The sequence below is a fragment of the Brevibacillus invocatus genome, assembly GCF_003710915.1.
GTDB lineage: Bacteria > Bacillota > Bacilli > Brevibacillales > Brevibacillaceae > Brevibacillus > Brevibacillus invocatus.
This window is the reverse complement of the sequence record NZ_RHHR01000002.1, coordinates 1-13,139: the sequence shown is the minus strand read 5'-3', so window position 1 is coordinate 13,139 and position 13,139 is coordinate 1. Positions and strand designations below refer to the sequence as shown.

The 13,139-nt window shown below is 51.3% G+C and carries 12 protein-coding genes and 1 rRNA gene; all 13 read left to right on the top strand.

All coding sequences use genetic code 11. The features are described 5' to 3' along the window. Nucleotides 1-2 precede the first annotated feature (2 nt). A complete protein-coding gene (hisG, locus tag EDM52_RS00465) occupies nt 3-650 on the top strand; it encodes an ATP phosphoribosyltransferase (protein ID WP_122907078.1) in 648 nt (215 codons plus the stop codon). Between the two features lie 27 nt (nt 651-677). Beyond that, nucleotides 678-1,958, top strand: a complete 1,281-nt coding sequence (hisD, locus tag EDM52_RS00460; protein WP_122907077.1) for a histidinol dehydrogenase — start codon at nt 678-680, stop codon at nt 1,956-1,958. Nucleotides 1,959-1,972: 14 nt separating this feature from the next. Beyond that, nucleotides 1,973-2,572, top strand: a complete 600-nt coding sequence (gene hisB / locus EDM52_RS00455) for an imidazoleglycerol-phosphate dehydratase HisB (RefSeq protein ID WP_122907076.1) — start codon at nt 1,973-1,975, stop codon at nt 2,570-2,572. A gap of 1 nt (nt 2,573) precedes the next feature. Beyond that, nucleotides 2,574-3,197 (top strand): imidazole glycerol phosphate synthase subunit HisH, encoded by a 624-nt coding sequence (gene hisH, locus EDM52_RS00450; protein WP_122907075.1) that lies wholly within the window; start codon nt 2,574-2,576, stop codon nt 3,195-3,197. Then, nucleotides 3,194-3,931 carry a 1-(5-phosphoribosyl)-5-[(5-phosphoribosylamino)methylideneamino]imidazole-4-carboxamide isomerase gene (gene hisA, locus EDM52_RS00445; RefSeq protein ID WP_122907074.1) on the top strand — a complete coding sequence of 246 codons (738 nt, stop codon included), beginning with the start codon at nt 3,194-3,196 and terminating at the stop codon, nt 3,929-3,931. Before hisH ends, hisA begins: the two co-directional genes overlap by 4 nt. A gap of 1 nt (nt 3,932) precedes the next feature. After that, nucleotides 3,933-4,691, top strand: coding sequence for an imidazole glycerol phosphate synthase subunit HisF (gene hisF, locus EDM52_RS00440; RefSeq protein WP_122907073.1), 759 nt, complete (start codon nt 3,933-3,935; stop codon nt 4,689-4,691). Beyond that, the gene (gene hisIE / locus EDM52_RS00435; protein WP_122907072.1) at nt 4,688-5,335 is read left to right on the top strand and encodes a bifunctional phosphoribosyl-AMP cyclohydrolase/phosphoribosyl-ATP diphosphatase HisIE; all 648 of its coding nucleotides are present in this window, start codon (nt 4,688-4,690) and stop codon (nt 5,333-5,335) included. Before hisF ends, hisIE begins: the two co-directional genes overlap by 4 nt. Before the next feature lie 165 nt (nt 5,336-5,500). Then, nucleotides 5,501-7,510: a transporter substrate-binding domain-containing protein gene (locus tag EDM52_RS00430; protein WP_122907071.1), complete on the top strand. Its 2,010-nt coding sequence runs from the start codon at nt 5,501-5,503 to the stop codon at nt 7,508-7,510. Next, complete coding sequence (locus EDM52_RS00425; protein ID WP_122907070.1) at nt 7,485-8,852, top strand: sigma-54-dependent transcriptional regulator; 1,368 nt, start codon at nt 7,485-7,487, stop codon at nt 8,850-8,852. Before EDM52_RS00430 ends, EDM52_RS00425 begins: the two co-directional genes overlap by 26 nt. A 188-nt stretch (nt 8,853-9,040) precedes the next feature. Next, entirely contained in the window at nt 9,041-10,060 is a 1,020-nt protein-coding gene (locus EDM52_RS00420; RefSeq protein ID WP_245996396.1) for a TAXI family TRAP transporter solute-binding subunit, read from the top strand. Nucleotides 10,061-10,094: 34 nt separating this feature from the next. After that, complete coding sequence (locus EDM52_RS00415; protein WP_122907069.1) at nt 10,095-10,613, top strand: DUF1850 domain-containing protein; 519 nt, start codon at nt 10,095-10,097, stop codon at nt 10,611-10,613. After that, nucleotides 10,610-12,577 (top strand): TRAP transporter permease, encoded by a 1,968-nt coding sequence (locus EDM52_RS00410; protein WP_122907068.1) that lies wholly within the window; start codon nt 10,610-10,612, stop codon nt 12,575-12,577. Before EDM52_RS00415 ends, EDM52_RS00410 begins: the two co-directional genes overlap by 4 nt. Before the next feature lie 294 nt (nt 12,578-12,871). Next, nucleotides 12,872-13,139, top strand: a 16S ribosomal RNA gene (locus EDM52_RS00405); the annotation flags it as partial.

Genomic DNA, 13,139 nt, shown 5'->3' with positions numbered 1-13,139 from the left:
AGATGGTTTTTTCTGATCGCTCACAAAAACTGACGATCGCCATGCCGAAAGGGCGAATCTTCGAGGAAGCCGTTCACTTTCTGCAACAGGCTGGCTTGCAGGTGACCGCAGAGCTGCAGGATTCACGCAAGCTGGTCATTCCTGTCGAAAATGCGCAATTGGAATTTATCCTGGCGAAACCGACGGATGTGCCCACCTATGTGGAATATGGCGTAGCCGATGTTGGCGTCGTGGGCAAGGATGTGCTCCTGGAAGAAGAACGTGATGTGTATGAGCTTCTGGATCTGCAAATTGGCTACTGCCGGATGATGGTAGCAGGCATGCCCGACTGGAAGCAAACAGATGCGCCACGAGTCGCCACTAAATACCCGAAGATCGCTTCCCGCTATTTTCGCGAGCAGGGCCAGCAGGTAGAGGTCATCAAGCTGAATGGCTCAGTGGAGTTGGCACCGATGATCGGACTGGCGGATCGCATTGTAGATATTGTTTCGACTGGACGTACGCTCAAGGAAAACGGACTGGTCGAGCTGGAGCATATTTGTGAGATTACAACCCGACTGATCGCCAACCGAGCGAGTTATCGGATGAAGAGCGAAGCGGTAGACGATATTGCCCAAAAGTTTCTGGAAGTCATTCCGAGTTCAAAATAGAGAGTCTGTGGAGAGGTGAGAGACAAGATGAGAGTAATTCCAGCCAATCAGTATCAGGCCAAACGATCCGTTGATTCGGGAACAAAAGAACAGCAGGATGCAGTCAAAGCCATTCTTGCGGATGTCAAAGAGCGGGGAGACGCAGCGCTTCGCGAGTATACGGAACGATTTGACCGGGTAGCCTTACAGGATTTCCGTGTCAGTGAAGCGGAGTTCGCGGAGGCGAGCGCGCTTGTTTCACCTGAAGTCAAGCAGGCCTTGGTAGAAGCAGCAGCCAACATTCGGGATTTTCACGAGCGGCAGGTTCGCCAGTCCTGGTTTTCTACCAAAGAGAGCGGAACTATCCTGGGTCAGATCATACGTCCATTAAAAAGAGCAGGCTTGTACGTGCCAGGTGGAACAGCTGCCTACCCTTCGAGCGTCCTGATGAACGCGATCCCGGCAAAAATTGCGGGTGTGCCTGAGGTGGTCATCACGACACCGCCTGGAGCCGATGGAAAAGTAAATCCGGCGATTCTCGTCGCGGCCCAGATCGCGGGAGTGACGGATATTTACAAGGTGGGCGGAGCGCAGGCTATCGCAGCCCTTACTTACGGTACCGAACAGATCAAGGCGGTAGACAAGATTGTCGGTCCTGGCAATATTTTTGTCGCTTTGGCAAAAAGGGAAGTGTTTGGACTGGTCAGCATTGATATGGTGGCAGGCCCAAGCGAGATCGCTGTTCTGGCAGACGATACAGCCAATCCCCGTTATGTGGCAGCGGATCTGTTGTCGCAAGCAGAGCATGATCCGATGTCGGCAGCGGTGCTGGTCACGACCTCAACTGCTTTGGCGGATGCCGTAGCCCTGGAAGTCGAGCGTCAATTGGTGGATTTGCCGAGAAAGTCCATCGCGGAGGCTTCGATTCAAAACCACGGCGCCATTATACTGGTGGAGAATTTGGATGAAGGCTTTGCAGTGATCAACGCGATCGCGCCCGAGCACTTGGAGATTATGATCGCGGACCCATTTGAGCATCTCGGCAAAGTGGAGAACGCTGGCGCTATTTTCTTGGGACCATACAGCTCCGAGCCAGTAGGCGATTATTTTGCGGGTTCCAACCACGTGATTCCGACCAATGGCACGGCGCGTTTTTCCTCGCCGCTGTCGGTGGATGACTTCATTAAAAAATCGAGCGTCGTTTCTTACAGCAAGCAAGACCTGCTTGCAAACGGACATAAGATCGTGGCACTTGCCGAGCAAGAGGGGCTGGCTGCACATGGTCGAGCGATTTCGGAAAGACTTCGAGACTTTAAGCGGGAAGAGTAGGAGTGTGAGTGCAGATGAGTGAGCAGCAGAAGCGAGTGGCCCAAATCGAACGGAATACGAAAGAGACGCAAATCAACCTGGCTTTTGGCATCGATGGCACGGGAGAGAGCAAGCAGGATTCGGGCGTGCCTTTCTTCGATCATATGTTGGACGCTTTTACCCGTCATGGACTTTTTGACCTCCAGGTGAAGGCAAAAGGGGATATCGAGATCGACTACCACCACACGGTAGAAGACATCGGCATATGCTTGGGCAATGCAGTGCGTGAAGCGCTCGGTGATAAAAAAGGAATCAAGCGATACGGCAATGCCTTCGTGCCAATGGATGACGCTCTGGCACAAGTCGTGATCGATATCAGCAACCGTCCACATCTGGAGTACCGTGCGAACTACCAGACGACGATGGTCGGACAATTCCCTACTGAGCTGGTACATGAATTTTTGTGGAAGTTTGCATTGGAGGCGCGTATCAATCTGCACGTCATCCTGCATTATGGCCACAATACACACCACATGATTGAAGCGATCTTCAAGGCATTGGGGCGCGCACTGGACGAAGCGACGATGATAGATCCCCGCGTCAAAGGGGTTCCGTCTACCAAAGGAGTTTTGTAGCATGATCGGCATCATCGACTACGGCATGGGGAATTTGTACAGTCTGAGCAAGGCGCTGGAGCGGTTGGGTTATTCCTACGAATTCGTTTCGGTGCCAGAGCGATTACAAGAATATACGGGACTTATCCTACCAGGTGTCGGGGCGTTTGGTGATGCCATCGCCAACATCAGGGAGTTAGGTTTGGAGCAGGGGATTCAGGATTACGTAGCTTCTGGCCGTCCGATCTTGGGTATTTGCCTGGGGATGCAGCTCTTGTTTGACAAAAGTGAAGAGCACGGGGAGCATCAGGGGCTTTCCTTGCTGGGAGGCGAAGTCGTTCGCTTCCAAGGCGATTACAAGGTTCCGCACATGGGCTGGAATCAGCTGAAGATCAGCACGAACAGCAATCTTCCGCTGCTGGAAGGCGTGGCGGACGGGGACTATGTTTACTTTGTCCACTCCTATCATGTACGCGTAAAGGATCGGGCAGCCTTGCTTGCGACGACAGAATACAATCAGGATGTCACGGCGATCGTAGGGCAAGGCAACGTGTACGGAATGCAGTTCCACCCAGAAAAAAGCGGAGATACAGGCATGCGTCTGTTGCGTAACTTCGCGGTACAGTGTGAGGGGGTATTGGCGTGAGTTTTATCATTTATCCAGCTATCGATATTCGTGGGGGCAAATGTGTCCGACTGTTCCAGGGGGACTACGCGCAGGAAACCGTGTACGCGGATTCGCCAGTGGAGATGGCGAAGCGTTGGGTAGAGCAAGGAGCAGCTTGGGTTCATCTGGTCGATCTGGATGGTGCCAAAGAAGGCAAGCCTGCCAATGCTGAACTGATCAAGGAGATCGCCAAATCTGTTTCCGTTCCGGTGCAGGTCGGCGGGGGCATTCGCACAGAGGAGCAGATTGCCGACTATTTGGATGCCGGTGTGGCACGTGTGATTGTGGGGACAGCAGCCATCGAGGATGAGCCTTTTACCAAGCGGATCTTGCAGGCATACGGAGACAAGATCGCCATTGGCCTGGATTGCCGCAACGGTCTGGTCGCGACGCGCGGATGGCTGACCACGACAGATGTTCAGGCGACAGAATTGGCAAAAAGGCTGGTTTCGTACGGTGCCGAGACGTTCATTTACACGGATATCGCTAGAGATGGAACGATGACAGGACCCAATGTTGAAGAAATCGCGGGATTGGCCGTCGCAACAGGCAAGTCCGTCATTGCTTCCGGCGGTGTCAGCAAGCTGGATGACCTGTTGGCTCTGTTCGCTCATACAGCTGATGGTGTATCCGGCGCGATTGTCGGCAAAGCCCTGTACACAGATGCTTTTACTTTGGATGAAGCGCTTCGTCAGATGGGGGAGCGTGAGTAGGATGTTGGCCAAACGAATTATTCCGTGTCTGGATGTCAAAGATGGCCGTGTCGTGAAAGGTGTGCAATTTGTCGGTCTGCGTGATGCGGGGGACCCGGTGGAGCTGGCCAAGAAATACAGCGAAGAAAGTGCTGACGAACTGGTCTTTCTGGATATTTCGGCTTCCCACGAGGGGCGCAAAACGATGGTGGACGTGATTGAACGCACGGCGGCGAATATTACGATACCGTTCACGGTTGGCGGCGGAATCAACAGTGTAGAGGATATGAAGCGCATTTTGCGTGCAGGAGCGGACAAGATTTCACTCAATACTGCAGCCGTCCTGCGACCGGAGCTGGTTCGTGAAGGGGCGACCGTATTTGGCTCGCAATGTATCGTTGTTGCGATCGATGCAAGGCAGACTGGAGATGGCCGCTGGGAAGTGTACACACATGGCGGACGCAATGCGACTGGCAGAGATGTAATTGAATGGGCGCAGGAAGCCGAAGCATTGGGCGCAGGAGAGCTTCTTTTGACCAGTATGGACGACGACGGAGAGAAAAAAGGCTTTGGCATTGAGCTGACGAGGAGCGTCTCGGAAGCGGTTGGCATCCCCGTCATTGCCTCTGGCGGTGCGGGGACGCGCGAGCATTTTTACGACGTCCTGACGGTAGGCAAAGCAGATGCAGCGCTGGCTGCTTCCATTTTTCACTACGATGAGACATCCATTCATGCAGTAAAAGAGTATCTGCAAACCAAAGGAGTTGTGGTAAGGCCATGACAACAGGACAAGCATGGGAGCAAGTGAAGTTTGATGAAAATGGCCTGATTCCCGCCATCGTGCAGGATGCAGTGAGTAAAACGGTTTTGACGTTGGCCTATATGAACAAGGAGTCGCTGCAAAAATCACTGGAAACCAAAGAGACCTGGTTTTGGAGCCGTTCCCGCCAAGAGCTGTGGCACAAGGGGGCGACCTCCGGCAATACGCAGCGAATCGTCTCCATTCAAATGGATTGTGACAAAGATGCATTAGTGGTGCAGGTCGTGCCCAATGGTTCTGCTTGTCATACAGGAGCGTACAGCTGTTTTGCCGGTGAGCTGCTGCCAGTAGAGGAAGCGGAAGCCAAAGCGAAACAAGGTTCTGATCGGTATGCGATTCTGGGAGAACTGGAGCAGCTTATCGCAGCGAGAGAAGCGGAGCGCCCGGAAGGTTCCTATACGACGTATTTATTTGAAAAAGGGGTAGACAAGATTCTGAAAAAGGTAGGCGAGGAGTCGGCTGAAGTGATTATTGCAGCCAAAAACCGCGATCCCCAAGAGCTTCGCTATGAAGCGTCAGATCTGATCTTCCACCTGCTGGTCCTCCTGCGGGAACAAAAACTGCCACTAGACGAGGTTCTCTCTGAGCTGGAACGCCGCCGTTAAGCAGATTCGCCACTCTCTTTTGCGGAGAGTGGCTTTTTCGTTTTTCCATTCTCACCTGCTCGTGTTTGCCTCGATTGAGGATTTCTTTTACTATTTAAAAAACAGATAATTAAGATTGTTCCCTTTTTAGTTTTTATTTCCCGGCGTACACGGGATAGGAGGAGTATGGTGAGTACTCAGCGTCTGTGGCCCATATTGCTGGTTCTTCTCTTAAGCTGCTTGTATCCAGCTCGAGCGGGAGCGGAGGAAAAGGTCCTTCGGGTAGCTTTTGACCGTGCCTTGCCCCCTTTTTCAGCGGTGGAAGAGAACGGGCGTATCGAAGGGTTCAATATTGAACTGATCCAGGGGATTGCCAGATACAATGATTGGAAGCTGGAGTATGTGCCGCTTGATTGGGAAGATGTCGTGACTGCGCTTCAATCAGGAGAAGTAGATGTGGTTCTGGGAATGAAGTATACGAGTCGTTACGATGAGATTTTCGACTTCAGCGAAGCCTTTTTTACGATGTCAGAGGTGTTGCTGGTTCCGCGTGCGGATGAGTCGATCTACACCTTGAACCAGCTGTCCGAGAAAGTGGTGGCAGTTCAACGCTCGCATAGCAGTTTGGATTTGTTGGAAAGCGTGCGGCGAGTCAAGATGAACATTTCCTTCAGCCAAAAGGAAGCCCTGGAAAATTTGCTTCGAGGACGCGCTGATGCTTTCATCGGCAATCGCTGGACGGCCGAGTATGTGCTTCGGCAGGAGAACCGCCTGGATGACTTCGAGATGCGATCCGGTCTGATCAATCCGACTGACTATGCATTCGCTGTTCGGGATGGGCACACAGAACTGCTGGTGAAGCTAAACGAGGGTCTTAACCAAATGTATCGAGATGGAACCTACTCCTGGCTGTACAGTGAATACTTCGAGCCTTACTCGCCCCACTTGACAGATGGGTGGCGCAAGCTGGTGATTGGCTTGCTGATTGTACTGGCGCTGGGTGTTGTCTCATTGGCGACGTTCTTTGCTTGGAATAAAAGATTGCAGGCGGAGGTACGGAGACAAACGGCGGTTTTGGCTGATATGATGGCCTTTCAGCGAAAAGTTCTGGACCATACGGAGAGCGCGATTCTATCCCTTGATGTTTTCGGACATATTACGTTAGTCAATCAGGTTGCCCACCGGATGCTGGGGGCCGGGGAAGACGCATTGGGGCGTCATATCGTCTGCCTTGTGCCCGAGCTGCCGATCGAGTCCGCCTTCTCTGAGCCGTTCCGCCTGTTTGAAGGGGAATTCCAATGGGGAGAAGAGTCGGGGCGCGTGTTCCACTACTATATGGCCCCATTTGCAAATGCAGCCGAGGAGCATGTGGGATGGATCATTACCTTGCAGGATCGGACAGACCAAATTCGCATGCAAACACGGTTAATTGCGCAGGAGAAGATGCGTGCGCTGGGGCAGCTGATCGCAGGAATCGCCCACGAAATGCGCAATCCGTTGACAGCGATCAAGGCTTTTATTGAAATACTTCCAAAAAAAATGGACGACCCGCGCTTTCGATCCGAGCTGCTGCGCTACGTACCGGAAGAGATGGAACGACTAAACCGCATTGTCGAGGATCTGCTGGATTATTCACGCACCAGACCAAAGCAGATGCAATCCATCCGCGTGAAGGAGCTCGTTCAATCCGTTCTTGTACTTTTTACCCGCAGGATTGAAAGTGAACGAATCGGTGTAACCGTGCAGGTATCCGAAAAATTGCAGGTACTGGTGGACCGGGGAAGAATGAAGCAGGTTCTGATCAATCTGGTCATGAACGCAATTGAAGCGATGGCAGCAAGCTCGGACAAGCAGCTTGTGATACGTGCGGAGGAAAGGGCAGGCGAGATCTGGATCACTGTGAGAGATACCGGAGAAGGCATGCAGGAGGAGCAACTGCAGCGCCTGTTTGAGCCTTTCCATACGAGCAAGACACAGGGAATCGGTCTCGGGCTCTATATTAGCCAAAAGATCATGTGGGAGCACGGGGCGATGATGGAAGTGAGCAGTACACCTGGTCATGGAACCTCGTTTACGCTGCGAATGCCGCAGATGAATGAAGTCTGGTATGAGCAACAGTGGTCGGTTGGTGTACGTGAAGAAGAATCAGTTGGCAGGAAGGAGGAGAACCATGCCAAATTTGCTAATCGTGGATGATGAACCTTCTATCTGCGTGTCTCTTTCGTTTGCATTGGAGGACGAATATACCGTATGGACAGCCACGGAGGAAAAAGAAGCCTTGGACATCATCAGGACAGAATCTATTGATTGCGTCCTGCTAGATCTGAGTCTAGGGCATACCAGTGGGCTGGACTTATTGGTTCAATGTAAAAAGATGAAGCCGGATTTGACTGTCATTATGATGACGGCTTACGGCACGATCGAATCGTCGGTGCAAGCGATCAAGGCCGGAGCCTATCATTATTTGGCCAAGCCCTTGCACATGGATGAAGTCAAGCTGCTATTGAACAAGGCGCTTGAGTATCAAAATCTGCACAAGCAGGTACAGGTGCTTAGTGAAGCAGTGCGCCAGCAGCATGCCTTCGCCGGTATTGTCGGGAAGAGCCCAGCGATGAGCAAGGTTTTTCAATTGATCGAGAAGGTGAAGGATATTCCGTCCAGCATTCTGATTACAGGCGAGAGCGGGACAGGGAAGGAGCTGGTGGCGCGGGCCATTCATTATGAAGGGAATCGCAAAAGCGCTCCTTTTTCCGTCATTAACTGTGCTGCCATACCAGAAGCCCTACTGGAGAGCGAGCTGTTCGGTCATGAGAAGGGTTCGTTTACAGGAGCATATCAGAGCAAGCAGGGCTTGTTTGAGCGCTCCTCCGGCGGCACAGTATTTTTGGATGAGATCGGGGAAATGCCGCTTCCCCTCCAGGCAAAGCTGTTACGCGTCATTCAGGAAAAAGTAGTGACGCCACTTGGAAGCTACGAAGCCAAGGAAGTCGACATCCGAATCATTGCGGCCACCAATCGGCAGCTGGAGGAGGAGGTGGCGTGCGGAAGATTTCGCGAAGACCTTTTCTATAGACTCAATGTCATTCCGATCCGAACCCCAGCATTGCGAGAACGGTGTGAAGATATTCCTTACCTGCTGGACCATTTTCTGCACGGTTCGGCAGTCCAGATGGGAAGAGGCAAGAAGATTTTTTCAGCTGAATCGAAAAAGTGGCTGTACGGATACTCCTATCCGGGGAATGTCAGGGAGCTGGCCAACATTGTGGAATACGCGGTTGCCCTTTCTCAGGGAGAAGTGATCACGCTGGATGAGCTTCCCCCTGCGCTTATGGAACGAACCGCTGGTTTGCGCCAGTCGCGAATAGACAGGGATGGGGTGCTGATACCAGCCGGGATCACGCTTGAGGAAGCGGAGAGACGGATTATTTTGCATGCCTTGGAGTTGCATGGGGGACACCGCAAAAAAACAGCAGATCAACTGGGAATCAGTGAACGGGGCTTGAGACAGAAATTAAAGCAATACCTGGAGATGGGATGAAAACACACATCCGGCAAAAAATTCCGTATAAAGGGGATTTTTTTGCCGTTTTTTTGTAATGTCGGAAAATGACTACGCTACTGAAAGGCCTGATTTAATCTACGAAATGTCCCGTTTTCCTACTTGGCATGATGCTTGCTATTACAATCTGACATGAAAGCGATTTCATATAAAAAGGGGGAAACAAGGTGTTTCGGAAAAAGATGCTAGCTATCTTGTCATCTGCGCTGCTGGTTTTGACCGTTACTGCTTGTGGAGGGCAGTCTGCACCAGCGCCGGGAGCTTCGAATCAAGGAGGAGGATCTGCTGCGCCAAGTGGAGGTGCCGAACAGAAATTCCTGACTATCGCAACAGGCGGCAGCTCCGGGCCATACTACACGATTGGCGGAGCGATGGCAAAAGTCTACAAGGATAAGCTGGGCTACAATGCTTCTGTCCAATCTACAGGAGCGTCTGTGGAAAACATCAACCTGATTAAAAGCAAAAAAGCGGATCTGGCTTTCGTGATGTCCGATGTGACCACGTTTGCCTACGAGGGGCAAGAGAATTTCAAGGACAGCGGTGCGGTTAAAGAATTGCGTGCGATGGCCGGACTGTATTTGAATTATGTGCAAATCGTCACCTTGAAAGACCGCAATATTAAATCGGTTTATGACTTGAAGGGCAAACGCGTCGGGGTCGGAGCACCCAATTCCGGGGTCGAAGTCAATGCACGCATGGTTTTGGCTGGCCACGGCATTACTTATGACGACATCAAGGCAGATTATCTTTCATATGCAGAAGCCATTGAGCAGTTGAAAAACAATACGATTGACGCTGCCTTTGTCACCTCGGGGCTACCGAACTCTACGGTGATTGACCTGGTGACCACCAAAGATGTAGAAATTGTTCCGGTCAAGAAGGAAGACGTAGATAAAATGGCCGCAAAATATCCGTTCTTCGTCTCTGCTGAAATACCAGCAGGTGTTTATAAAAACGAAGAAGTCGTACAGACGGCAGCCATTCGCAATATCCTTTTGATTCGTGAGGACCTGTCCGAAGAGCAGGCGTACAATCTGACCAAAGCCTTTTTCGATGAGATGGCTGCTCTGCAAGCTGCACACAATGCTGCCAAGGAAATTGACGTGAAGGAAGCAGGCAAAAATCTGGTTGTTCCTTTGCATCCGGGAGCAGAAAAATACTACAAGGAAGTAGGGGCTCTCGACTAGGAACGGGAGTCTTGTGGGGAGGGAGATCAACAACATGAGAAGACGACTAACGAAATGGTTCATTCCCCTAGTACTGGGGCTCATCTTGATCGGGCCCCATCCTTATTTGGAGCTGAGCGATTTTCATCGGCAGGAGCAAATTGGCGTCGTCCCGATTCGCATACAGGATTATTTTCAGATTGAGTGGATACATTCCGTCGAACAAACCCCGTGGCGGGAGACTTACAGGGTTGTTGGATTTTCAGGGATGGAATTGGCAGAGACTTCTTTTCGGTCCTTTGGAGCAGGAGTCCCGGCCAATTTTCAAGATCAACAAGGAGTCCAAGTATCGGTTCGGGATGGATGGATTACGGTCTCGGGTTTGCAGGAAAAGCGTGACCAGGTTTTATATTTGATCACGCGGGATGACTATCTGCTGCAGGTCGGAGAGCAAACCTGGAGATTGTCTGATCTATTGCCATTGGGAACGTCGTTAGAGCTCTCTGTCGGGTGGTATCCGTGGTGGTATCGCTTTGCTTCCGGGTTGGACGAGAAAGGAGTGGCGAAATATTGAGTGCACCGATCAGATTGCCAAATGATCAAGAGATTCGTGTGAATGAAAGCAAGGCCCAAGAGGTTTTGCAGGAATATGACCTGGAAGCAGGTTATCGCAGATTTTCGAAGAAGTGGATGAGTGTTCTGATTACGGTGATTGCAGTGAGCTTCGCACTGTATCACATGTACGCTGTATACGCCGTTCCATTCGTGACATTGAAGCACCGTTCCTTGCATGTTGCTATCGTACTTTGTCTCATATTTTTACTCTATCCGGGCTGGAAAAAGGCGTCTCGAAAAACCTTGTCTTTGCTTGACGGAGTGCTGGCGCTTGCAGCACTTGGGACAGCAGGCTACATCTTTATCTACTATTTGGACATCGTCAATCGCGGGGGGATTCCCTCGACGCTGGATGTGATCTTTGCGGTCATTACCTGTGTACTTGTACTGGAAGCATCGCGGCGCGTTACAGGCTGGGAACTGACAGCGATGGCTGGAATCTTTGTCGCCTATGCCTATCTGGGGCCGTATTTACCAGGGGATTTTGGGCATCGAGGCTATACGTTTAGCGATATTGCCAACTATATGTATGTGACGACAGAGGGGATATTTGGCGATGCCATTGCCGTTTCTGCTTCTTTTATCATTTTGTTCATCATTTTTGGAGCCTTTTTGACCAAGACGGGGATGGGTACCTTGTTCAATGATCTCTCGCTTTCATTGGCCGGGGGAACCAAAGGTGGTCCAGCTAAAGTAGGCGTCATCGCGACAGCCGTTCACGGATCGATCAACGGCTCTGCTGTTGCGAGCGTCGTGACCACGGGATCGTTCACGATTCCAATGATGAAGCGGGTTGGGTACAAGCCGGAATTTGCTGCAGCTGTTGAGGCTACAGCCGCGGTGGGGGGACAAATCCTGCCACCGATTATGGGAGCTGCTGCGTTTATCATGGCGGAAACATTGGGAGTACCGTACGTCACGATTGTGATTGCCGCCGTTATTCCAGCTCTCATGTATTACTTTGGATTGCTCGTTCAGGTGCATCTGCGCGCAGATCGGGACAACCTGCAGGGGTTGACCAAGAGTGAGCTGCCGAAAGTAAAAGATGTGATTCGCGAGCGGGGACATCTACTGATCCCGTTGGTGCTTCTGGTTGTGCTGTTGATGATGGGATATACGCCGACACTGGTAGCGGTTGCGACCATCGCGGGTACTATTTTGATCGCAGCATTACGCAAATCGAGCCGGATGAACTTCCGTGATATCGTTCATGCGTTGGAAAGTGGGGTGCGCGATGCGCTTGGTGTCGCGGCAGCGTGTGCGGCAGTTGGGATAACAGTCGGGGTCTTCAGTTTGACGGGACTGGGTCTGAAGTTGGCCAACATCATTTTGATGATGGGGTCGGGAAGCTTGTTCATGACGCTTTTATTTACGATGCTGGCTTCGATTATTCTAGGCTTGGGTCTTCCTTCCATCCCTTGCTACATTATCACGGCCACGATGGCAGCTCCTGCACTGTCCACCTATGGGATTGATCCGCTGGCCTCTCATCTGTTTGTCTTCTATTTCGGAGCGATCGCGAATTTGACGCCGCCCATTGCCTTAGCGGCCTTTGCAGGGGCAGGTATCGCGGGGTCGGAGCCGCAGCGTACGGGCTGGGTATCCTGCAAACTGGCATTGGCAGGCTTTATCGTACCCTTTATCTTTATCTATAAGCCAGGGCTGTTGATTCATGATGCAAGTATCGTAGATATATCGATTGCTACGGTGACCACCTTGCTGGCTGTAATGGCACTTGCTGCTGCTACAGAAGGGTTCCTGTTCGCCAGGATCAACTGGGCGATGCGGACTGTTTTAATCTTGGGTGGTGTCCTGTTGATCTTCCCTGAAGTCTTGTTGTTTGGACTTGGTCTCGCATTGCTTATGTCCGTGACCGTATTCCAATACATGAAAAAGCGAAATGCATTGGCTATTCCAATGTAGAGTAGAGTTTGAATGGAAGAGGGGCTTCAGTGCCTCTCTTTTTCTGTTGATGGAAAATCATTCTTTTAAAAATAACTCTTGATTTGTTTTTTTGAATATGATAGATTTATTTTTGTCGCCAACGAGCGACGGGAAAACGAGAAAAAAGATCACGAAAAAAGATCTTGACTCCGAGATAGTGAACGTGATAGGATATAAAGCGTTCGACAAAAAATGCTCTTTGAAAACTGAACAGCGAAAGCGTTGATGAGTCTATCATGAAATGATTTGCCAGCTTTGAACCAGATACAAACTTTATTGGAGAGTTTGATCCTGGCTCAGGACGAACGCTGGCGGCGTGCCTAATACATGCAAGTCGAGCGAGGGTCTTCGGACCCTAGCGGCGGACGGGTGAGTAACACGTAGGCAACCTGCCCATAAGACTGGGATAACATAGGGAAACTTATGCTAATACCGGATAGAGTCTTCTCCCGCATGAGAGAAGACGGAAAGGTGGCGCAAGCTACCACTTGTGGATGGGCCTGCGGCGCATTAGCTAGTTGGTGGGGTAACGGGCTACCAA

What these genes read in the sequence shown, in the direction of transcription:
- EDM52_RS00415 (WP_122907069.1), top strand. Translation starts at nt 10,095, where the DNA reads ATGAGAAGACGACTAACGAAATGGTTCATTCCCCTAGTACTGGGGCTC.
- hisIE (WP_122907072.1), top strand. Translation starts at nt 4,688, where the DNA reads ATGACAACAGGACAAGCATGGGAGCAAGTGAAGTTTGATGAAAATGGC.
- EDM52_RS00430 (WP_122907071.1), top strand. Translation starts at nt 5,501, where the DNA reads ATGGTGAGTACTCAGCGTCTGTGGCCCATATTGCTGGTTCTTCTCTTA.
- EDM52_RS00425 (WP_122907070.1), top strand. Translation starts at nt 7,485, where the DNA reads ATGCCAAATTTGCTAATCGTGGATGATGAACCTTCTATCTGCGTGTCT.
- hisB (WP_122907076.1), top strand. Translation starts at nt 1,973, where the DNA reads ATGAGTGAGCAGCAGAAGCGAGTGGCCCAAATCGAACGGAATACGAAA.
- hisD (WP_122907077.1), top strand. Translation starts at nt 678, where the DNA reads ATGAGAGTAATTCCAGCCAATCAGTATCAGGCCAAACGATCCGTTGAT.
- hisG (WP_122907078.1), top strand. Translation starts at nt 3, where the DNA reads ATGGTTTTTTCTGATCGCTCACAAAAACTGACGATCGCCATGCCGAAA.
- hisH (WP_122907075.1), top strand. Translation starts at nt 2,574, where the DNA reads ATGATCGGCATCATCGACTACGGCATGGGGAATTTGTACAGTCTGAGC.
- hisF (WP_122907073.1), top strand. Translation starts at nt 3,933, where the DNA reads ATGTTGGCCAAACGAATTATTCCGTGTCTGGATGTCAAAGATGGCCGT.